This is a genomic window from Synechococcus sp. Cruz CV12-2-Slac-r (assembly GCF_024346075.1).
Classification (GTDB): Bacteria; Cyanobacteriota; Cyanobacteriia; order PCC-6307; family Cyanobiaceae; genus Synechococcus_D.
This window is the reverse complement of the sequence record NZ_JAGQEK010000012.1, coordinates 1-22,630: the sequence shown is the minus strand read 5'-3', so window position 1 is coordinate 22,630 and position 22,630 is coordinate 1. Positions and strand designations below refer to the sequence as shown.

The following is a 22,630-nucleotide window of genomic DNA, read 5'->3' as shown; positions in this document are numbered from 1 at the left end:
GATGGCCAAGGCCGTGTAGTGAATACCTGGGCTGATATCTTGAACCGCGCTGGTTTGGGTATGGAAGTAATGCATGAGCGTAATGCCCATAACTTCCCACTCGATCTTGCAGCAGCTGAAAGCGCTCCAGTAGCACTAACCGCCCCTGCGATCGGTTGATCACTAACTAAGCAAATCGCTTAATTAGAGGAATAGAAATCGCCCCCGCTAACGCGGGGGCTTTTTAATGGTTTAACTCATTTGTAATAAATGGAAATTCCTACAAAACTGATTGCTTTTGGCGATAGTGGCATCTTTGGTTGGGGAGATAGTGATGGTGGTGGCTGGGTTGAAAGGTTGCGGCGACATTGGATGCCAAGAGAAAATGCTCCGGTTTTGTATAACCTTGGAGTAAGGGGTGATGGGCTTGAGCGCCTCTCTGCAAGGTTTCAAACTGAATTTAAAGCGCGTGGTGAATTACGACGCCAGAGCCCTCAAGGCCTAATTATTGGAGTGGGCCTTAATGATGCTGCCCGCATAGGTAGAAGAGATGGTAGGCAGCAATTAGATCCAGCTGCTTTTCTTTTTGGTATGGAGCAGTTACTTGCGAACGCCAAGAAATTAGCCCCAGTTTTCGTAATTGGCCTAACACCCGTTAATGAAGCGCAAATGCCTTTTGCCCAATGTCTTTGGTATCTAAATCAGGATATTAATTACTACAATCGTCTCCTTGAAGAGGCTTGCCTTGGAGCAGATGTGCCTTTTTTGAATTTGTGGAATGGCATTTCTTCTGAAACTAAATCTGTGCCACATATTTGGGTTGATTCACTCTGTAGTGATGGCATTCACTGCAATAGCGTTGGCCACCAGTGGATATTTGAGCAGGTGAGTTGTTGGCCCGAGCTATTGTTGTGGGCAGGGTTGCCGCCCGAGGGCGCCTGCACGATTTATTGATTATCTATGCGCATTGCAATTTCTGGCTCCCACTCCCTCGGTAAATCCACTGTAGTAAGGGATTGGCTTAATTCTAATCCCGATTATTTATGGGAGGATGAACCCTATAGGGCCTTATCTTTAAATGGTCCATATGAAATCGCCTTTCAAGATAAATCAACTAGGTTGCATAATGGACTGCAATTATTTTATAGTATTAGTAGAGTACATAGATATTCATCTATCACCGATAATGTTATCTTTGATCGTTGTCCGGTTGATTATCTAGCGTATTCACAATATACTGCTGAAACGGGTAAAACAGATATTGATTCTGATTTCGTTCTGAGTATGGTGGACGCGGTTAGGGAGTCTTTGGATCATCTTGATATTTTGGCATTTGTACCAAGCTCGATTGAATGGCCTGTATTAATAGAGGAAGATGGTATCCGCCCCCTAGATGTTGAGTATCGAGATTCTGTTGATTTAATTTTTAAAAAAATATATAGAGAAAATTTATATAATCTTTCGCCAGTCTTTGGAAATTTAAAATTAATTGAATTAATTGGTGATCAGACACAAAGGCTGCATCAAATTCAGGCGGCGATTGAATCTTTCTCCTCTTAATAATTTTTGTTCCTAAATCAGTATAGTGGTTCCTTTGCTTGCAGACTCCACAATCGCATCGGCTAATTGCAATCCGTTTATTGCTTGATCAAGATTGGCGATCTTTGATTTGCTTTTTGCGGAAGCGCAGTTGCTGAAATCAATTAACTCTTCCCTCAAAGCTCCTTGTATTTTTTCATCTATTTCTGGCCATAGATTGCCATCTGGTGAATTGATTCCTTCATTGCTCCACACTTGTAACGTGCTATCAAGTGAACGTAGCTGAATGCTTTTATTGGATCCCACAATAACTAATTCAGAGTCAATGCAGCCATTCCAGCTACTTGTGGAAACGTTGGTTGGGGCACCTTTGGGTACAAACCAGCTGGTTTCTGTGATTCCAATACAGTTATTTTCAAATTTGATTAAAGCAATGCAGGCCTCTGGTGATAAGTGATCGCCAAGGCGTCGTTCGTGCGCTGTTACGCATATTGGCTTACTATTAGTTAGCCAAAGTAGTAAGTCGAGATCATGAATAGATGATTCATAAATAGTGTGTACCCGATCGGCAATCGCTGCAAACCATGAGCTGCTCAGATTCCGTTTCGTTCGTATTGATATTAATTCTCCAAATTCTTTTTGATTAATTTGCTGCTTGATTAATCTATGATTTAATTCATAGCGTAAGATGAAGCCAACCTGTAAAATTGAACCACTATTCTCAGCTGCCTGCCTCAATTCATTTGCTTCTACAAAGTTAGCAGCAAGTGGTTTCTCTATGAATACTGGCTTGCCTGTGGCAACGGCCGCTAGGCACTGCTGATGATGCTGATCATCAGGTGTAACTATTGCGATTGCATCAATTTCGTTATCATTAATTAATTCCTCTGCACTTTTGTACTGACGTTTTACGTTGTATTTAGTTCCTATGAATGCCAATTGTTTTGCCCGGGGCTCTGCGATTGCAAAGAGTTCAACGTTTGGCAGTGTATGAAAGATATTTGCGTGCATATTGCCAAAGCGGCCTAACCCCGCCAATCCAACGCGAAGTGATTTTGTTGATTTCATTTAGGTTTTTTGTTTAATTAAGCCGGTGATCGGAATTGAACCGACGACCTACTGATTACGAATCAGTTGCTCTACCCCTGAGCTACACCGGCAGCCGGATCAAATTAGCATTATGGATAAGTAAATCAACCTGCAGCGAGAGCGCCAAATGTCTAAGCCTTCTCCGCTTGATCCAGTTTTACGCGAACGCTTGCTTAAGGAAGCGCGTACACCTTGGCGCAGCCTACGCAGGGCTTTGTGGTTCACTCTTTTCGCTTCCGCCGCTGTTGGCGCTGCCACCATGGCAATGCGCAGTGCCTCTGGCATTGCTGTTCCCTTCAGCGACCTTGGCATCCAATCCGCTGCTTTGCTGATCAGTGTCGCTTTGATTTGGTTTGATCGCAATCGCCAACCCCAGCACTGATCTCAATTGCCACTGCATCGTAAGAAGTAAAACAAGTGCCCAGAAAAGGCATGTAAAACGGCTTTGCCCATGCCACGGGATTATTTCGCTAAATGCTCCTGCCCGTTGATCTAGCCAAAACAACATAGGCAGCTGGCTTATAGCAATTAGTGGTTTGAATAAACCTATGGGTAGGTTCATATTGCCTTGCAGTTGGGGTAGTAAAACTGCAAGGCTCCATAGCAAAAGTATCTCTACTTGTGGAGCAGGGCCAGATGTGCCGCCAGCAAAAATCAACTGCAGCAATAACAATTCAATGGGTAGCAGGCCGAGGCTAAGCAGCGGCAGCCAGCCAACCATTAGCTACTTAGCGTGCGGCGTTGAGTAACCATTTTATAGGCAACAAGGCGATCACCATCTTGCCAATCAGCAAAACGATCACAACCAATACCGCATTCAAAGCCTGTATTTACTTCTTTAACATCGTTTTTAACGCGTTTCAATGAATCAAGATCACCTGCATATATCTGTTGTTTGCCACGGAATAGCCGGAATTTGCAATTGCGTTGCAAACTACCACTTGTTACATAACAACCAGCCACCGCACTCTTGCCAATACTAAATACTGCACGCACTTCAGCTTCTCCGAGGGATTGCTCAACCAACTCGGGCTCCAGCAGGCCTTCCATTGCCAACTGAATGTCTTCTAATAGTTTATAAATAACATCGTAATCGCGTACATCTACCCCCGCTGCTTCTGCGGCACGTTTCGCGCCGGATGCAAGTGAGGTGTTGAAACCTATTATTACAGCTCCTGATGCATAAGCTAAATCCACGTCGGTTTCGGTTATTTCTCCAGGAGCAGAAAGTAAAACTCGAACTTGAACTTCTCCTTGAGGCAGTTGCTCAAGCATGCCAAGAATTGCCTCAACGCTACCTTGAACATCTGCCTTAAGAATTAGGTTTAATTCTTTTAGTTCCCCTTCACTTGCCTGCCCAGACATCGACGTAAGTGATACACGACGGGAGGCCATCTGCTGCGCTAGTCGTGTTGCCCGTGCCTCGCTGGCGCGATCACCAACAACTGCGCGAGCTGCTTTCTCATCGACGTACACCTCAAACTCGTCACCCGCTGCTGGCACTTCACTAAAGCCCAGCACTTCAACGGCAGAAGATGGCCCGGCCTGTTTAACCCGCTTACCGGTGTCGTCCACCATCGCTTTAACTTTGCCCAACACGGGGCCTGCAGCCAAAACATCGGAAGGATGCAATGTTCCGTTTTGAATTAACAATGTTGCCACCGGACCTTTTGCTTTATCGAGGTGTGCCTCGATAACAGTGCCCTTAGCCATTCGATTTGGATTGGCCTTTAGATCTTCTACCTCAGTTACCAAAAGTATCATTTCCAATAAGGAATCGATACCAGTGCCTTTCAGAGCACTTACAGGCACCATTACGGTGTCACCACCCCAATCTTCTGGCAGCAAGTTTTGGTCTGTTAGCTCTTGTTTAACCCGATCAAGTTGAGCCCCTTCTTTATCTATTTTATTAATAGCAACAACAATGGGTACTTCAGCGGCGCGGGCATGGCTAATTGCTTCAAGGGTTTGAGGCCTTACCCCGTCGTCTGCAGCCACAACAAGTACAGCTACATCTGTTACTTTCGTTCCACGCGCCCGCATTGCTGTAAATGCTTGGTGCCCAGGTGTATCTAGGAAGGTAACTGTGCGGTGCTCATCACCATGTTGTACCTCAACTTGATATGCACCGATGTGTTGAGTAATGCCACCTGCTTCACCTGCGGCTACGCGTGTTTTGCGTATCGCATCAAGCAAACTCGTTTTGCCATGGTCTACATGACCCATAACAGTTACAACTGGCGGTCTACGAATTAGATGCTCGAAGTCGCTCTCTTCGATCATCTCAACGGTTTTCTTAGCTGCTTCTTCAACGTCGTCTTGCAGCACGGGAACGCCAAATTCCTGCGATACCGTCTCAATTGATGAGAGATCAAGGGTTTGGGTAACGGTTGCAATAATTCCTTTAAAGAATAGAGATTTAATAATTTCAGAACTTTCAACACTGAGCATGTCTGCGAGTTCTTGCACAGTGAGATTCCCTTCTGGGATCACCAGCATTTCGGGTCTTATTTGTTTGGCGTCCCGCGCGGCGCGCAGTTCCATGGCACGACGCCGTTGCCTTTGACGGGTGGTTTCTTTTTTGCGTCGACGCAAAGCGACAGGCTTAGCTCCGCCAGCTGCGGGGGAAACCCTCGGTTTGCTTGGTCTTGCCAGGCTCGCTTGCAGTACAAATGCTTCCTGTTCGCCTGCAAATCCGCTGGTTTCGGCCGTTAAAGAGTCGTCATTTTCACCGATGATGTGAACTTTTTGACGTTGCTTTTGCGGCGTACGACTGCGTAATGCCTCCAACTTGGCGCTGTCGTCCCAATCTGGACGCCGCGCTTTGCCTGCAGCTGTACCGGGGGTGGCGGCTGGACGGAATCCAGGCCGTTTTGGCGGTGCATTGGGAGCTGTAGGAGCTCCAGGGCGCGTGGGCCCTTCACCTGGCTTGCGTGGGGCTTCGCTACCAGGGCGACTAGGCACCACACGCCTGGGGCCTTCTGGTGCCGGTCCCCTTGGCGCTCCAGGTTTCTGGAGCTGCATTAACTCACCAGGTGCAACTGGTTTGCGCATGGCTCCTGGGCCTGGCCTGGTGGGTGGAGCAGCTGGATCCCGTCGCATTGGTTTGCCCACCAATTCCAGGGAGGAAGCTGGCGGCCTGCCGTCTGGTTCGGCTCGTTTCGGCAGTGGAGGGCCCCCAGCTCTTACAACTGGTGTTCCTGGCCTTTGCGGCGCAGGGGGCCGCTGCGGCACCGGCCTTTGTGGAGCTGCTGTGCGCATTGGCACGGCCGGGCGATTTTGATCACCGCCCCTTAAAGGAGGGGTTACGGGCCTCGCTGGTTTGGCGATAACAACCGGTTTTGGGGCCGGTGGCTTGATGCTCGTAATTGGCTTTGCAGGAGTAACTGGCTTCGCTGCCGTTACTGGCTTCGCTGTCGTTACTGGCTTCGCTGCCGTTACCGGCTTTGGCGCAGTAACTGGCTTTGGCGCAGCACTAACAATTGACACCGGCCGCACTGGCACCACTGGCCGCACTGGTACAACAGGCTTTACCGGCACCAGCGGTTTTGCGTTAACCGGTTTTGGAGTTGAAGCTTTTGGTATGGGTGGCTTAACAACCACTGGTTTTACAACCACCGGCTTTACAACCACCGGCTTGGCTGCTGCTGGCTTAACAACAACTGGCTTGGCAGCAACTGGTTTTACAACCACTGGCTTAGCTGCTGCTGGGCTTTGGGCAGGGGTTGGTCTGGCTGGAGGAGCAGGCGGTGCAATAACTGCCGGCTTATTAACTACGGCTGGCGCAACCGGGGTAGCAACTGCTGGGGATGTTGGTGCAGCAACTGAAGCTTTTTTGAGGGTCAGAATTTTGCTGGCTGGTGCCTCTGCGCTTTTGCTGGGTGATGGGGGTTGGTTCCTGTCCCCATTCCCGGCGCCACCTCCATTTACGCCACTGGCACCAAGAAGTGAGCGGATTTTTGCCGCTTCGCTGTCGCTGATGGAGCTGCTGTGGCTTTTCGCCGCAATCGACAGCTTCTCCGCAGCATCGAGCACATCTCGGTTTTCAAGACCAAGGTCTCGCGATAGCTCATAGATCCGGACTTTGCCGCCGCTCGTCATGCAGGTCTCCATTGGACGGGGCACTTTGTGCCTCCGTGCCCGTCACAGTGACGGGACGGTATTCATATTGCCTGAAGGGATGCCTTTGAGGCTGATTCCCTCCGGCCCAAGCCTGGAGGCGAGGGCGCTGTAGATGGCATCTTCAACGTTTACCCGTAGGGCCCGCTGTAGTTTGCGCCGCTTGCGAGCTTCTTCTAGGCATTGCTGCGTTGGGCAGAGATAGGCCGAACGGCCCATTCCCTGATCAAGCTGAATACCTTCGCCCCCTCCTAACCGCACCACTCGCCAAAGTTTCTGACGATCTACCAAATTACGGCAAGAAACGCATCGACGCATGGTGGTCATCGAGTTCACCGAGCCTCAAAAGTTGATTCACTTTCTGAAATAGTTTCTTCTTGGAAATCCTCCTCAATTGGATAAAGTTCGCGTAGACGTGCATCCTCCTCGGCCCGAGTTGCTTGCTCGGCTTCTAACCTGGCCTCTGCTTCAGCCTGTTGCCTTTCGTCTTCTTGTCGCAACACTATTAGTTCAGCAACTTTCTCATCTTCCGTACCTTGGTCATATTCAGCGGAATTTTTAATATCGATTTTCCAGCCGGTTAAGCGAGCTGCAAGACGTACATTTTGCCCTTCACGGCCGATGGCCAAGCTCAATTGGTCGGGTGGTACTAGTACATGGGCATGTTGACCCTCAGGGTCTACTAGACGCACCATTTCCACCCTGGCGGGGCTTAAGGAATTAGCAAGATATTGACCTGGATCAGCAGACCAGCGAATTACATCTATTTTTTCTCCACGCAGTTCATTAACAACTTGCTGGATTCTTGAACCACGAGCGCCAATGCAGGCCCCCACGGGATCAACCTCCCGCTCAACACTGTCTACCGCCACTTTTGTGCGTGGTCCAACGGCCCTTGAAGGGGGATTCGCCTCGCGAGCTACAGCAACTATTCGCACTGAACCCTCCTGGATCTCGGGTACTTCATTCTCAAATAAATACACAACTAAGCCTGCATTTGATCGACTTACAAACATCTGAGGGCCACGCCTTGCAACTTCTGATACCTCTTTAAGAAAAACTTTGAAAGTAGCATTTGCCCTATAATTATCATTTGGAAGTTGGTCGCGGCGCGGTAATTCAGCTTCAACTTCCGGGCGGCCTAAGCCGCTACTAACGGCCATAATTACACTTTGTCGTTCAAAACGAATAACTCGTGCGGTGAGTACTGGATCTTCTAAATCAGCAAATTCTTCTTGAATCATTCGCCTTTGCTGGTCGCGCAACTTTTGCGCTAACACCTGCTTGGTTGATGCGGCGGCCATACGGCCAAACTCATCTTTTTCCGGGGTAACATCTAGCACCACAGTGTCACCCAGTTGCGCATCTTCTGCAACCTGTTGTACTTCTTCTAGAGCGATCTGATGATCCTCACTTTCAACTTCTTCTACGATTATTTTAGAGGCGAGCACTCTGAAACCCTCCTCTTCAAGATCTAGCCCAACATCAAAATTACTGAAATATTCTTCATCGAATGGATCTTCACTAATTCCAAGGTAAAGGGTGCGCCGGTAGCGCTCATAACCCTTCAAAAGCGCTTCGCGTAAAGCTGCTTCAACCACGTTAGGCGGTAATTTTTTTTCCTCGCTGATGTCTTCGATGAGGGTTGTTAGGCCCGGCAGCATTACAAGTGCCATAAAAAAATTCAGGTTGTAGGGAAAAAGAAAACGGTAGGGAGTTCAGGATTCAAGCTTTGGGTTAGCCAGGCGCACTTCGAAAACCTCTGGCCTGGGGATTCGCACAACCCGCCCCCGCAGGTTGATCTCCACTGCGTCGTCATCACGTCCGAGCAGTGAGCCCTCACGGCTAGTTTCAACGCCGGCTTTATCTCTGTGCAAAACGCTCACCGGGAAGCCACGAAAACTGCGGAAATCTCGATCATCAAGAAGAACTTCCCCCACTCCGGGGCTTGTAACTTCAAGAACATAGGCCTCGTTAAGTAGGGGTTCCGCTTCAAGTGCATCACTAAATGCACTACTAAACGAAGCACAATCTTCAAGGCTTATATCGGTGCCATTGATTCTGCCAAGAGCGATCACCAAAGCTTGGGGATTGCGGTGGCTATGCAATGCAACGCTGTTAATTTCAAACCCCATTGGATTTGCAATTAAAGTTGCCAGGTTTTCCAGTGGTGGTAGTGATGAATGAGCCAAGGGCAAGTAACTCGTAGGGCCTCCCGGCCCGCAATCGCAGGATAATTACGATTGCCCAAAAGCTTCAGCCTTAAGGCTGCTGCTTCTGGTTACCCGCCGGGCACTTGTGAATCTTAAGACTCCGCCGGCTTTGGGGGCAATTCAAGAGATGGTGCTTCGCCATAAAAATCAGTTGGTTGGGGCTCGCTGCGAAGAGCTGCATTTGAATTGATGCAACCACCGCGCTCTTGCGCGTATTGGCATACGCGCGCCCACAGCTTGGCGCGGCTGCCCAAAGCACCAGCACTGAAACGCACTTCGTTAGCGCTGCCCGAAGCGGGATTGATGGTTGCCTCACATAGAGGGCAAACTTGTGCTGAATTATCCAAATTGTTAGTTGACAGTCGATTCAGTTTAGTTATGGCCGTTTCAATTCTCCAACTAAGTGATCCACATCTGCTGGCAAACCCCCTTGGTTGGTATCGGGGCGTGCAGCCATTTGTTGCTTTAAAAAACGGCCTGGAAAGCGCTCTCTTACAAATTGGACGCCCACCAAACTTGCTGTTGCTAACGGGCGATCTATGTCAAGACGAATCCTGGGCCGGTTACGCGCTTTTACGCAATTTATTGGTTCCCCTTGGCATTCCAATCGCTTTACTTGCAGGTAACCACGACCATCCCCAGCTGCTGAGAGCCTGTCTTGGCCGAGTAGCCCATGTGGCGCCAGCTCTAATTCCTATTGGCGCTTGGCAGTTGTTACTTCTTGATAGCCATTGGCCTGGGGAGGTGGATGGCTGGATCTCAAAAGCTCAGCTTCATTGGGCAAAAAAAGTCTTAGATAATCAATACGCTGATTTGCTTGTGGCGGTGCATCATCCCCCTGAGGCGCAACGGGAGGGATCTTTATTTCTAGATCGGCTTGCCACTTTTGCTAAACCTAAAATTGTGTTGATGGGGCACATACATCAACATTGGCGTGATACCCACGCAAAAACTACGTTGCTGGGCTGCCCTTCAAGTTTTTTACAGTTCAAGCCCACCCAGATTTGCCCTTTGGGGTTACCGCACCAATGTGGAGCTCGTTTTGTGGAGCTCGAAGCCGATGGCACCTGGCAGGAAACATTGTTGCGCTGGCCTAACTAGGCTCATACGGTTCTGATCTGAAAACGATTGCTGCGGGCTTGCATAACAGTTTTATTTGGGCTGATCCTCGCTTTTTCAAAGCCGTCAGCAGCCAATGCCGAGCATGGTTTTGTAGCCAAAGCGGTTGCTAGAACTGCTCCAGCAGTGGTTCGCATAGATACCGAACGGGAGGTGCGCAATAGCGGTTTTGAGCCTGGTCTTGAAGACCCTTTACTGCGCGAATTATTTGGTGATCTTCCTAATAGCCACCGTGAAAATGGCCAAGGTTCTGGAGTGGTGATCAATATTGATGGCTTGGTTTTAACCAATAATCACGTGGTAGACGGTGCTGATCGGGTTCAAGTAACCCTGGCTGATGGCCGCCAACTTGATGGCGATGTGGTGGGTACAGATCCCATCACAGACCTGGCAGTTGTGAGGCTTCCAGGTGGCACCAAAGATTTGCAGGCGGCCCCTCTTGGTGATTCCAACGCACTGGAGCCAGGCGATTGGGCTATCGCCCTTGGCAATCCTTACGGCCTAGATAGCACCGTTACTCTTGGCATTGTGAGCAGCTTGCATCGCAATATTTCCAGCCTTGGTTTTACTGATAAGAGATTGGAATTAATCCAAACTGACGCTGCAATTAATCCTGGTAACTCAGGTGGTCCGTTACTAAATGAAGAAGGCGAAGTAATTGGTTTAAATACCCTTGTGCGAGCTGGCCCTGGGGCTGGCTTGGGTTTTGCAATTCCAATCAATTTGGCCCGAGGGGTAGCCCAAAGTTTGGCTGCCGGCACACCCGTGGTGCATCCCTATCTGGGGCTCCAATTGGTTCCTCTCACCGCCCGTAGAGCTAAGGATCACAATGCTGATCCCAATGCTTTGCTGCAGTTGCCCGAACGAGATGGGGCCCTAGTGCAACAGGTTTTGCCCCAAAGCCCAGCAGCAAAAGCGGGATTGCATCGAGGTGATTTAGTGATTTCTGCCGGCCGTAAACCTGTGCACGCCCCCGCTGATTTGTTAGCGGTGGTTGAAGGTTCAACAGTAGGTGAATCGTTGGATTTGGAGGTGTTGCGCGGCAGCGAAAACCTTAAATTAGCGATTCGTCCCGCCCCGTTGCCTGAATCGGCTTCCCAGGGATAGCTAGGGGGATTTGTGTTCCATTGCTAGGTTCGCGAAACACAGCAACCTCGTGATGCCAAACCTTCAAGATCAGATGAAGCAAGCCGTAGCACTGGCAGCCGTTGATCAAGTTGTTAGCGGCATGGTCTTGGGGTTGGGTTCTGGCTCTACAGCAGCTTTGATGATCAAGGAGGTGGGAGCCCGCTTGAAAGATGGTCGTTTAAAAGATTTAGTTGGTGTTACCACATCATTTCAAGGCGAGGTGCTCGCAGCTGAACTTGGAATTCCTCTGCAAGCTCTTAATGCTGTTAACCGTATTGATTTGGCAATTGATGGGGCTGATGAAGTAGATCCTGCTTTTCAGTTGATTAAAGGTGGTGGAGCTTGTCATGTTCAGGAAAAACTTGTGGCGGTGAGGGCAAAACGATTTGTGGTGGTGGTTGATTCCAGCAAACTTGTAGATACTCTCAATCTTGAGTTTCCTCTCCCGGTAGAGGTGCTTCCAGGCGCTTGGCGGCAGGTTCAAAGCCAGTTGGAATCTTTGGGGGGCATGGCTCAGCTGCGAATGGCGGTAAAAAAGGCTGGCCCAGTTGTTACAGATCAGGGAAACTTAGTACTTGATGTGAAATTTATTGGCGGCATCAAAGAATCTGCAGCCTTGGAAGCAACAATTAACAACTTGCCTGGAGTATTGGAGAATGGTTTATTTATTAACTTAACTCATCAGGTTTTGGTAGGTGAAATCATTGCTGGCGAACCAAAAGTTCGCGATCTTGTGAAGCGATGATTCAAGTTTTATGTTCAATTCTTAGTCGTACAGATTCACGATGGCTATGTAAACCTTCGCTGGCCGCAAGGGCCATGATTGCAGTACCTGTTGCTTGCAAAGCTTGGTGATTAAACTCAATCAAGCTTGTGTGACGCATAAAGGTTTCAACGCTGAGGGCTCCACTAAAGCGCGCCGTGCCAGAGGTGGGGAGGGTGTGATTTGGGCCAGCGAGATAATCACCAGCGGCTTCTGGGGTGTAACTACCAAGGAAGATCGCTCCGGCCTGTTGAATCCTTTCCGCCAAGGTATCTGGATCGCAAACTTGTAGTTCTAAATGTTCAGGGGCGAAGCTATCTGAAAGTTTTGCTGCCTCTTCAATGCTTTGGCAGAGCACCACCAAGCCCCAATCACGAATTGAAGCGCTGGTGAGTTCTCGCCTGGGGTGATCTTGCAGTTGTTTTTCCACTTCTACAGGCACAGCGCGGGCAATACGTTCGCTTGTGGTGAGCAGGATTGCGGCGGCTAGGGGGTCGTGTTCCGCTTGAGCCAGAAGATCTGCTGCTACCAAAATGGGATCAGCGCTGTCGTCGGCAATGATCAAAACCTCGCTGGGTCCGGCAAGAGAATCAATGCCAACCCTGCCAAATAGTGCTTTTTTGGCGAGGGTTACGTAGAGATTGCCAGGGCCACTGATCACATCAACCCGAGGAATACTTTCGGTTCCCCAAGCCAACGCTGCAATTGCCTGAGCTCCACCAACGCGATAAATCTCATCAATGCCGGCTAGGTGAGCTGCGGCTAGTACTGTTGAATTGATTTGGCCATCAGGGCCTGGTGGGGTAACCATTACGCGATGTTTAACCCCGGCCACTTCAGCTGGAATTGCATTCATTAATACTGTGCTGGGATATGAAGCTCTGCCGCCTGGCACATACAAACCAGCCCGCTCCACCGCCCGCCATCGCCGCTTCAGTTTTTCGCCATGGGGCCCTTCAAGCTTTATGTCGGCGGGTAATTGCTTGGCGTGAAACGTTTTTATTCTTGTTTTTGCGAGCTGTAAAGCCTCCTGTAGTGGTTCAGCTGTGAGTTGCCAAGCGCGCTGTATTTCTTCGGGGGGAACCCTTAGCTCCTCAAGCTTTGCGCCATCAAATTTTTCGGTGTAGTGCTTTAGGGCTTGATCACCTCCTAAGCGCACCTGTTCAATAATCGTGTCAACGGTTTGGCGTGCTTCTTGCGATTTCGGGTTGTTGGTGCGGTCGCCGATCGCGGCCAGCATCGTTGCGGCTTCCTTTGGATCGCTCAGCAACTTCAGCAACATGGCTGGATTTTTTACGCACTTTTGCCTAAAGCTACCGCTGTTTGGGTTTCGCAATGATGGGGGGCAGCAAGGAGCTAGAATTTTGGTTTGATGTTCTGTTCAGTAACACCAAGTGGCCAATAACAAATCTGCTGAAAAGCGTATTCAGATTGCAGAGCGCAATAGGGTGCAAAACCGCACCTACAAATCTGCTTTACGCACTCTGATGAAGCGTTGCTTTACTGCCTGTGAGGCCTATGGCAGCAAGCCGGGAGCTGAATCTAATGTGATAGTTCAGGATTCATTGAGTGCTGCATTCAGCAAAATTGATAAAGCAGTGAAAGTTGGGGTGCTGCATCGCAATACAGGGGCCAACCAGAAATCACGCCTTAGTGCGGCAGTTAAAAAGGCAACTACAGAACTTGCCCCAACAGCTCAGGTCTAATTTCCTAAGTGGATGGGTGAAGTTTTGCTGCCGTTAATAGATAGCCATTGCCACATTGTTTTTCGTGAGTTCGACGACGACCTAGAGCTGGTTGCCGAGCGTTGGCGAAATGCAGGTGTGCGTGCCTTATTGCATGCGTGCGTGGAACCCGCCGAAATTCCAGGAATAAAAGCCCTTGCCGATCAATTTCCTGAGCTGCGCTATTCAGTGGGCGTACATCCTCTCAACCCTCAGGATTGGCGGCCAAATAGTATTGATGTTCTTAGGGAAGCGGCCACAGCAGATAAACGCGTTGTTGCTATTGGGGAATTAGGCCTTGATCTTTTTCGAGCCACAAATTTGCTGGAGCAGCTGGAGATTCTTACAGCACAGTTGAACTTGGCTGAGGAATTGCAACTGCCGGTGATCATCCATTGCCGAGATGCAGCGGCTGCAATGCTGGAGCTTCTGGAGCATCGCCGCATTCAAGGTCATCAATTAACCGGGGTAATGCATTGCTGGGGCGGCACTCCAGCTGAAATGGAATCTTTCCTGGAATTCGGCCTTCACATCAGCTTTAGTGGCACGGTTACTTTCCCAAAAGCCCACGAAACTCATCAATGCGCCCGCCAAGTGCCGGCCAACCGTTATTTAGTGGAAACAGATTGCCCCTTTTTGGCGCCAGTGCCGCGAAGAGGGAAGCGCAATGAGCCAGCGATGGTGCGCCATGTGGCGGAAAGGGTGGCGGAGCTGAGGGGAGAAACCCTTGAGCAGGTGTGTATTCAAACAAGCGCAAATGCAGCTCTGCTTTTTTCTTTGCCTTATCAGGCTTTTGTTTAGGTTTCGCTTTCCCGACATGTTCCTTGACAGAATCCGCCCCCTTCTGGGTATAATTAACCACTGGCCCAGAAGTGGGCTGAACTGCCCTCTCACTCCGCGGGCTTTGTTGCCGAAGGTTCCCCTGGTCTCCATCCATTGAGCAATTGTTGAACATGGCCGCCCCTTGTTTCTGCGAGGGGCGGCTGTTGTCTTGGCAATGCACAATTTTTGGATCTCTTTGGCACTGAGGTAACTGCTAATTAACTTTCCTTCTGATCTGCAGGTTTACGCATGAGCAGCGCGATTCAAGTCGCCAAGACTGCCACTTACCTCCCTGATTTAGTGGAGGTACAGCGCGGCAGTTTTAAATGGTTCTTAGAGAAAGGCTTGATTGAAGAGCTTGATAGCTTTTCGCCTATCACCGATTACACCGGCAAACTTGAGCTGCATTTTGTTGGTACTGAGTATCGGCTAAAACGCCCACGCCATGATGTGGAAGAGGCAAAACGTAGAGATGCAACTTTTGCATCCCAAATGTATGTTACTTGTCGCTTAGTTAATAAAGAAACTGGCGAAATCAAAGAGCAGGAAGTGTTTATAGGCGAATTGCCTTTAATGACAGAGCGCGGCACTTTCGTCATAAATGGCGCTGAGCGTGTAATAGTTAACCAAATTGTTCGCAGCCCAGGCGTTTACTTTAAAGACGATCAAGATAAAAACGGACGTAAAACCTACAATGCCAGCCTTATTCCTAATCGAGGCGCCTGGCTTAAATTCGAAACAGATAAGAATGATTTGCTACATGTTCGTGTAGATAAAACACGTAAAATTAATGCCCATGTTTTGATGCGGGCAATAGGTTTATCTGATAATGATGTTTTAGATAAACTACGTCATCCTGAATATTATCGTAAATCTATTGAAGCTGCTAATGAAGAAGGCATTTCTTCTGAAGATCAAGCACTACTTGAGCTCTACAAAAAACTGCGTCCAGGTGAGCCTCCGTCTGTAAGTGGTGGTCAGCAGTTGTTGCACAGCCGCTTTTTCGATGCCAAGCGCTACGACCTTGGCAAAGTTGGCCGTTATAAAATCAACAAGAAACTTCGTCTTGCTATTCCAGATGCGGTGAGAACACTCACCCCTGAAGATGTACTTTCAACCATTGATTACTTAATCAATCTTGAACTTGATGTGGGTGGTGCCAGCCTTGATGACATCGACCATTTGGGTAATCGCCGTGTTCGCTCTGTTGGCGAATTACTACAAAACCAAGTTCGGGTTGGTTTAAACCGTCTTGAACGCATCATTAAAGAAAGGATGACTGTCGGTGAGACAGATTCCCTCACCCCGGCTCAATTGGTTAATCCAAAACCACTCGTAGCAGCAATAAAAGAATTCTTTGGCTCCAGTCAGTTAAGCCAATTTATGGATCAAACTAATCCATTGGCTGAACTTACCCACAAAAGGCGTATTAGCGCCCTTGGCCCAGGGGGTCTTACCAGAGAACGCGCTGGCTTTGCTGTGAGAGATATTCATCCATCTCACTACGGTCGAATTTGTCCAATCGAAACACCCGAAGGACCTAACGCAGGTTTAATCGGTTCTCTAGCAACTCACGCCAGAGTTAACGAATATGGTTTTATTGAAACTCCTTTTTGGCGCGTTGAAAACGGTCATGTAATCAAATCCGGCGATCCTATTTACATCGCAGCAGACCTTGAAGATGAATGCCGTGTTGCCCCAGGTGATGTGGCAACAAATTCAGACGGTCTGATTACAGCCGAATTAGTACCTGTTCGTTATCGCCAAGATTTTGAAACAGTTCCACCAAATCAAGTTGATTACGTGCAATTGTCGCCAGTTCAGGTGATTTCAGTTGCAACATCATTGATCCCATTCCTTGAACACGATGATGCAAACCGAGCGCTTATGGGCTCAAACATGCAACGTCAAGCTGTACCACTACTGAGGCCAGAAAGACCGCTTGTGGGTACCGGTCTTGAAACTCAAGTGGCTAGAGATTCAGGCATGGTTCCTATCACTAATGTGAACGGAGAGGTTGTTTTTGTAGATTCAACTCAGATTATTGTTCGCGATCATGAAGGCAATGATCATTATCATATTCTTCAGAAATATCAGCGCTCCAATCAAGATACCTGCCTAAATCAGCGACCTATAGTTAGTCAAGGTGATACTGTTATAGCAGGTCAAGTATTAGCTAACGGTTCTGCCTGCGAAGGCGGTGAAATTGCTTTAGGTCAGAATGTATTGGTGGCTTACATGCCATGGGAAGGTTACAATTATGAGGATGCAATTCTTGTTAGCCAGCGTTTAGTTCGTGAGGATTTATATACATCAGTTCATATTGAAAAGTATGAAATTGAAGCTCGTCAAACAAAGCTCGGCCCTGAAGAGATAACCAGAGAGATTCCCAACGTTGCAGAAGAGAGCCTTGGTAGTCTTGATGAAATGGGCATCATACGAATTGGAGCATTCGTAGAGAGTGGGGATATTTTAGTTGGTAAAGTAACCCCCAAAGGAGAATCCGATCAACCTCCTGAGGAAAAGCTGCTAAGGGCAATTTTTGGAGAAAAAGCCAGGGATGTTAGAGATAATTCCCTACGAGTTCCTAATACTGAACGTGGAAGAGTAGTTGACGTACGTATATACACCCGCGAGCAAGGTGATGAACTTCCCCCTGGCGCAAATATGGTGGTAAGGGTTTATGTGGCCCAACGCCGTAAGATTCAAGTTGGCGATAAAATGGCTGGCCGCCATGGAAATAAAGGAATTATCAGTCGTATTCTTCCCTTGGAAGATATGCCTTACTTACCGGATGGAACGCCCATAGATATTGTATTAAACCCCCTTGGCGTTCCCAGCCGGATGAACGTTGGCCAAGTATTTGAGTGTTTGATGGGCTGGGCTGCAGATAACCTCCACTCCCGATTTAAAATCGTGCCATTTGATGAAATGCATGGGGCTGAAAAATCTAGAGAAACTGTGCAAATGTATCTTGAGGAAGCTAGAAAACAACCAGGCAAAGAATGGGTATACAACCCAGACAACCCAGGTAAAATTCAGTTAGTTGATGGCCGTAGTGGCGAACCTTTTGATCAACCGGTAACAGTTGGTAGAGCTTATATTCTCAAACTTGTTCACTTAGTAGACGATAAAATTCACGCCCGTTCCACCGGTCCATATTCACTTGTTACCCAGCAACCACTGGGGGGCAAGGCCCAGCAGGGTGGCCAGCGCCTTGGGGAGATGGAGGTTTGGGCCCTTGAGGCCTATGGCGCCGCTTACACCCTCCAGGAACTGCTTACGGTTAAATCAGACGATATGCAGGGTCGTAACGAGGCTCTTAATGCAATTGTTAAGGGTAAGCCAATACCTCGCCCCGGTACGCCTGAATCCTTCAAGGTGTTGATGCGTGAGCTGCAATCTCTTGGCCTCGATATAGCTGTATACACAGATGAAGGTGCTGAAGTTGATTTAATGCAAGACGTTAACCCGCGTCGCAGTACCCCCAGCAGACCCACCTATGAGTCCCTTGGTGTAGCTGATTACGACGAAGATTAATCTTTAAGCGTCCAGATCAAAGTTGTCCTGAAGCCCACTTTTGCCCACCGGCCATGACCAACAGCAACACCCGTACCGAAAGCCACTTCGACTACGTCAAGATCACGCTCGCTTCCCCTGAGCGCATCATGGATTGGGGGCAGCGCACCCTGCCCAACGGCCAAGTGGTGGGCGAAGTAACCAAGCCTGAAACCATTAATTACCGCACCCTTAAGCCTGAAATGGATGGCTTATTTTGTGAAAAAATATTTGGACCATCCAAGGATTGGGAATGCCATTGCGGGAAATACAAAAGGGTTAGACACCGCGGCATTGTTTGTGAACGTTGCGGCGTAGAAGTTACTGAAAGTAGAGTGCGCCGCCATCGCATGGGCTTTATTAAGCTTGCGGCACCTGTATCCCATGTTTGGTATCTGAAAGGTATACCCAGTTATGTGGCGATCCTTTTAGATATGCCCTTAAGAGATGTGGAGCAGATCGTATATTTCAATTGTTATGTGGTTCTTGAGCCCGGTGATCACAAAACTTTGAAATATAAGCAGCTGCTCACTGAAGATGAGTGGCTGGAAATCGAGGATGAAATTTTTGCTGAAGATTCTGAGATCGAAAATGAACCAGAGGTTGGCATTGGCGCCGAAGCATTGAAGCGTTTGCTGGAAGATTTAGAACTAGTAAAAATAGCTGAGGAATTACGCGAAGATATAAACGGGAGCAAGGGGCAAAAACGCGCCAAGCTCATCAAGCGCTTGAGAGTAATTGATAATTTTATAGCTACTGGCGCTCGGCCTGAATGGATGGTTCTCGATGCTATCCCAGTTATACCGCCAGATTTGCGGCCTATGGTTCAGTTGGATGGTGGCCGTTTTGCTACTTCTGATCTAAATGATCTTTACCGCAGAGTAATTAATCGAAACAATAGACTTGCGCGGCTTCAGGAAATACTTGCCCCTGAAATTATCGTTCGCAACGAAAAAAGGATGCTGCAGGAAGCAGTAGATGCCTTGATTGACAACGGACGCCGTGGCCGAACTGTAGTTGGCGCTAATAACAGACCGCTTAAATCTCTTAGCGATATTATTGAAGGTAAACAGGGGCGATTCCGCCAAAACTTGCTTGGTAAGCGTGTTGATTATTCCGGTCGATCTGTAATTGTGGTTGGTCCGAAACTTAAAATGCATCAGTGCGGCCTTCCAAAGGAAATGGCTATCGAACTTTTCCAGCCTTTTGTTATTCACCGCTTAATTCGTCAGAACATTGTTAATAACATTAAGGCCGCAAAGAAAATGATTCAGCGGGCTGATGATGAGGTGATGCAGGTTCTGCAAGAAGTTATTGATGGACATCCCATAATGTTAAATCGTGCCCCAACTTTGCACCGCCTTGGAATTCAGGCTTTTGAACCTAAATTAGTAGATGGCCGTGCAATTCAATTGCATCCTCTTGTCTGCCCAGCCTTCAACGCCGATTTTGACGGCGATCAAATGGCTGTGCATGTTCCTCTTTCTCTTGAGGCTCAAACCGAAGCTCGCATGTTGATGCTTGCCAGCAACAATATTCTCTCTCCTGCAACGGGGGAGCCGATAATCACACCTTCCCAAGATATGGTGCTTGGTTCTTATTACCTAACCGCTGTGCGTAAAGAGAATTCCATTCCGGAATTTGGTGATCGGGCATGGAGCTTTGCAAGCCTCAGTGATGTGTGCAATGCATACGCAGAAAAGCGCATCAAGCTACATGATTGGTTGTGGGTTCGCTTTAGTGGTGAAATAGACGACGACGATGAAGCAACAGAACCACTAAAAAGTGAAACCCTCAGCGATGGCACCAGGGTGGAGCAGTGGAAATATCACCGTGATCGTCTTGATGAAGATGGTGCTTTGATCAGTCGCTATCTACTAACCACAACTGGACGAGTTATTATGAATCGCACGATTATTGATGCGGTGGTTGCTAGGTAACTCGCCCTGCTTTTGTTTATCAGCTAAATCTCCCTTAACTACCCCCCTCCCGTTTTAGGTCATGACCAGCACCTCCAAGCCTGCCTCCCGCAAATCTTCCAGCAAGTCGAAGGCAGCCAAGGCCGCAGAAGCCGCTGCACTGGCAGCTGCAGAAGCAGCGGCAAAACGTGAACCATCGCGGATGGCCCCACCTTTCCGTAATCGAATTATTGATAAAAAAGGTTTGCGAGGTTTGGTTGCTTGGGCTTATAAACACCATGGCTCAGCTACCACTGCAGCGATGGCTGACGATCTGAAGGATCTTGGTTTTCGTTATGCAACCCAGGCGGCAGTATCTATTTCTGTAGATGATCTAAAGGTGCCAGAGGATAAACCTCAATTACTTGAAGATGCAGAGAAGCAGATAACCCAAACTGAAGAGCGTTATCGCCTTGGCGAAATTACTGAGGTGGAACGTCATACCAAGGTTATTGATACCTGGACTGAAACTAACGAACGTTTAGTAAATTCTGTTAAGCGTAATTTTGATGATAACTATCCTCTTAATTCCGTCTGGATGATGGCCAACTCTGGCGCTCGTGGCAATATGTCTCAGGTGCGTCAGTTGGTGGGAATGCGTGGTTTGATGGCAAACCCTCAAGGGGAGATCATCGATTTACCGATTCGTACTAATTTCCGCGAAGGTTTAACAGTTACCGAATATGTAATTTCTTCCTATGGTGCACGGAAGGGTTTAGTTGACACAGCGCTACGCACTGCCGACTCCGGTTATCTAACTCGCCGCTTGGTCGACGTTGCCCAAGATGTAATTGTTAGGGAGGATGATTGCGGTACAGTGCGTAGCATTATTGTTGCCGCTGAAGACAATGGCCGATACCGTAATCGCTTGGTTGGAAGGCTTATCGCTGAGCCTGTTTTAGCTGCTGATGGCACCATCATTGCCGAACGAGATACTGAAGTTGATCCTCCACTAAGTAAGGCGATTGAAAAAGCAGGAGTTTTAGAGGTTCGAGTTCGTTCCCCCCTCACCTGCGAAGCGGCTCGTTCTGTATGTAGGAAGTGTTATGGCTGGGCTTTGGCATACAACGAATTAGTCGATTTAGGAGAGGCTGTTGGTATTATCGCCGCCCAATCAATCGGTGAACCTGGAACTCAGCTCACCATGCGTACCTTCCACACAGGTGGAGTTTCAACTGCAGAAACTGGGGTTGTTCGATCTTTGGTAGATGGCATTGTTGAATTTGATTCCAAGGCCAGGGTTCGTCCACACCGCACTCCCCATGGTGTTGAAGCTCAAATCGCTGAAGTTGATTTTAGCCTCACACTAAAACCAAACACTAAAGGTAAAAATCAGAAGCTAGATATTACAACTGGATCTATTCTGTTCGTTGCGGATGGCGCGAGTGTTCCTAATGATATGATTTTGGCCCAGATATCTACGGGTGCTGCAGTTAAAAAGAGCATTGAGAAAGCTAGCAAGGATGTAATTTGTGATTTAGCTGGCCAGGTGCGTTACGAAGATGTTATTCAACCTAAGGAAGTGCCAGATCGTCAAGGTAACATTACTCTCAAGGCGCAACGTTTAGGCCGTCTTTGGGTTTTCGGCGGAGATGTATACAATCTTCCTCCAAATGCATATCCTGTTGTTAAGGCTGCCAGTGATGTTCACAACGGTGATGTACTTGCCGAAAGCCGTCAAATTAGTGAATATGGCGGAAGTGTAAGGCTTCGTGAATCTCAAGGTGATTCAAGAGAGGTGGAAATTGTTACATCTAGTATGCTGCTTAAAGATTGTAAGTTAATTGCTACCACCACCCATAGCGGCCAGATTTGGCATCTTGAAGGTAAGGATAACATTCGTTATCGGCTTAATACCGAGCCAGGTACAAAGATTTCAAACGGTGAGGTTATCGCCGAACTTACAGATGATCGCTTTCGCACTCAAACCGGCGGTTTAATTAAATTTGCCCCTGGTCTTGGTATCAAAAAAGCGCGCAGTGCAAAGCATGGTTATGAGGTTTCAAAAGGCGGCATTTTACTTTGGATTCCACAGGAAACTCATGAGATAAATAAAGATATTTCACTTTTAATGATTGAGGATGGCCAGTGGATTGAGGCCGGAACTGAGGTTGTTAAAGATATATTTAGTCAAACCGCAGGTATCGTAACCGTTACGCAGAAAAATGACATCTTGCGTGAAATAATTGTTCGCTCAGGTACTTTGCATTTAGTAGCTGATAGCAAGGTGTTGAGCCGTTTTGCTGAAGAGGGCAAAATGGTTAACCCCGGTGAGGAAATAGCTCCTGGTTTAGTGGCAGAAGCGATGTTATTCGTTGAATCTGTAGATACCCCAGAAGGTGGTGCATTGCTATTGCGTCCGGTGGAAGAATATGCAATTCCGGATGAAGCTCATCTGCCAGAACTTGGCAACGTAAAACAAGCAAACGGACCATCATTGGGTCTTAAGGCTGTTCAGCGCCTTACCTTTAAAGATGCTGAACTTGTTAAATCTGTTGACGGAGTTGAGTTGCTGCGCACTCAGCTTATTCTTGAAACATATGACACCACTCCTCAGATGACTGTGGACGTGGAAATGGTTCCAGATAAGCGTGCAAAAACTATTGATCGCTTGCAACT

At 48.2% G+C, this 22,630-nt stretch carries 17 protein-coding genes, 1 tRNA gene and 1 pseudogene; 12 read left to right on the top strand and 7 right to left on the bottom strand.

The window, feature by feature from the left end:
* From KB557_RS02425 to KB557_RS02415, 3 genes and pseudogenes are all read left to right on the top strand, one after another.
* Window positions 1-159 (top strand): annotated as a pseudogene (locus KB557_RS02425) (photosystem II q(b) protein); the annotation flags it as partial.
* Between the two features lie 90 nt (window positions 160-249).
* Complete coding sequence (locus tag KB557_RS02420) at window positions 250-933, top strand: GDSL-type esterase/lipase family protein (protein ID WP_255131207.1); 684 nt, start codon at window positions 250-252, stop codon at window positions 931-933.
* 6 nt (window positions 934-939) lie between these two features.
* Window positions 940-1,539, top strand: coding sequence for an AAA family ATPase (locus KB557_RS02415; RefSeq protein WP_255131206.1), 600 nt, complete (start codon window positions 940-942; stop codon window positions 1,537-1,539).
* Between the two features lie 12 nt (window positions 1,540-1,551).
* Here KB557_RS02415 and KB557_RS02410 read toward each other — a convergent pair whose 3' ends face one another.
* Window positions 1,552-2,586 carry a Gfo/Idh/MocA family protein gene (locus KB557_RS02410; protein ID WP_255131205.1) on the bottom strand — a complete coding sequence of 345 codons (1,035 nt, stop codon included), beginning with the start codon at window positions 2,584-2,586 and terminating at the stop codon, window positions 1,552-1,554.
* Window positions 2,587-2,606: 20 nt separating this feature from the next.
* Window positions 2,607-2,678, bottom strand: a tRNA-Thr gene (locus KB557_RS02405).
* A gap of 56 nt (window positions 2,679-2,734) precedes the next feature.
* Between KB557_RS02405 and KB557_RS02400 the strand changes: the two genes are divergently transcribed.
* Window positions 2,735-2,989, top strand: a complete 255-nt coding sequence (locus KB557_RS02400; RefSeq protein WP_255131204.1) for a DUF3493 domain-containing protein — start codon at window positions 2,735-2,737, stop codon at window positions 2,987-2,989.
* Between the two features lie 338 nt (window positions 2,990-3,327).
* Here the strand turns inward: KB557_RS02400 and infB are convergent, their stop codons facing one another.
* The 4 genes from infB to KB557_RS02380 are packed head-to-tail and all read right to left on the bottom strand — an operon-like array spanning window position 3,328 to window position 8,918.
* A complete protein-coding gene (infB, locus tag KB557_RS02395) occupies window positions 3,328-6,708 on the bottom strand; it encodes a translation initiation factor IF-2 (protein ID WP_255131203.1) in 3,381 nt (1,126 codons plus the stop codon).
* A gap of 42 nt (window positions 6,709-6,750) precedes the next feature.
* Complete coding sequence (locus KB557_RS02390; RefSeq protein WP_399218538.1) at window positions 6,751-7,062, bottom strand: YlxR family protein; 312 nt, start codon at window positions 7,060-7,062, stop codon at window positions 6,751-6,753.
* Window positions 7,059-8,402, bottom strand: a complete 1,344-nt coding sequence (gene nusA, locus KB557_RS02385; RefSeq protein WP_255131201.1) for a transcription termination factor NusA — start codon at window positions 8,400-8,402, stop codon at window positions 7,059-7,061. Before nusA ends, KB557_RS02390 begins: the two co-directional genes overlap by 4 nt.
* 42 nt (window positions 8,403-8,444) lie before the next feature.
* A complete protein-coding gene (locus tag KB557_RS02380; RefSeq protein ID WP_255131200.1) occupies window positions 8,445-8,918 on the bottom strand; it encodes a ribosome assembly cofactor RimP in 474 nt (157 codons plus the stop codon).
* Window positions 8,919-9,317: 399 nt separating this feature from the next.
* Between KB557_RS02380 and KB557_RS02375 the strand changes: the two genes are divergently transcribed.
* Genes KB557_RS02375 through rpiA form a run of 3 tightly spaced genes read left to right on the top strand, consistent with a single transcriptional unit; the run spans window position 9,318 to window position 11,931 of the window.
* The gene (locus KB557_RS02375) at window positions 9,318-10,040 is read left to right on the top strand and encodes a metallophosphoesterase (RefSeq protein ID WP_255131199.1); all 723 of its coding nucleotides are present in this window, start codon (window positions 9,318-9,320) and stop codon (window positions 10,038-10,040) included.
* Between the two features lie 42 nt (window positions 10,041-10,082).
* Complete coding sequence (locus KB557_RS02370) at window positions 10,083-11,165, top strand: trypsin-like peptidase domain-containing protein (protein ID WP_255131208.1); 1,083 nt, start codon at window positions 10,083-10,085, stop codon at window positions 11,163-11,165.
* Window positions 11,166-11,217: 52 nt separating this feature from the next.
* Entirely contained in the window at window positions 11,218-11,931 is a 714-nt protein-coding gene (gene rpiA / locus KB557_RS02365; protein WP_255131198.1) for a ribose-5-phosphate isomerase RpiA, read from the top strand.
* Window position 11,932: 1 nt separating this feature from the next.
* Here rpiA and hisD read toward each other — a convergent pair whose 3' ends face one another.
* Window positions 11,933-13,231 carry a histidinol dehydrogenase gene (gene hisD / locus KB557_RS02360; RefSeq protein WP_255131197.1) on the bottom strand — a complete coding sequence of 433 codons (1,299 nt, stop codon included), beginning with the start codon at window positions 13,229-13,231 and terminating at the stop codon, window positions 11,933-11,935.
* A gap of 112 nt (window positions 13,232-13,343) precedes the next feature.
* Here hisD and rpsT point away from each other — a divergent pair, with 112 nt between their 5' ends.
* From rpsT to KB557_RS02335, 5 genes are all read left to right on the top strand, one after another.
* Window positions 13,344-13,655, top strand: a complete 312-nt coding sequence (rpsT, locus tag KB557_RS02355; RefSeq protein WP_255131196.1) for a 30S ribosomal protein S20 — start codon at window positions 13,344-13,346, stop codon at window positions 13,653-13,655.
* Between the two features lie 12 nt (window positions 13,656-13,667).
* On the top strand, window positions 13,668-14,474 hold the full coding sequence (locus KB557_RS02350) for a TatD family hydrolase (protein WP_255131195.1): 807 nt from the start codon (window positions 13,668-13,670) through the stop codon (window positions 14,472-14,474).
* A 270-nt stretch (window positions 14,475-14,744) separates the two neighbouring features.
* On the top strand, window positions 14,745-18,035 hold the full coding sequence (rpoB, locus tag KB557_RS02345; protein WP_255131194.1) for a DNA-directed RNA polymerase subunit beta: 3,291 nt from the start codon (window positions 14,745-14,747) through the stop codon (window positions 18,033-18,035).
* Window positions 18,036-18,088: 53 nt separating this feature from the next.
* Window positions 18,089-19,993 (top strand): DNA-directed RNA polymerase subunit gamma, encoded by a 1,905-nt coding sequence (locus tag KB557_RS02340; RefSeq protein ID WP_255131193.1) that lies wholly within the window; start codon window positions 18,089-18,091, stop codon window positions 19,991-19,993.
* A 61-nt stretch (window positions 19,994-20,054) separates the two neighbouring features.
* The coding region (locus KB557_RS02335; RefSeq protein ID WP_255131192.1) for a DNA-directed RNA polymerase subunit beta'' at window positions 20,055-22,630 on the top strand (2,576 nt) is incomplete at its 3' end.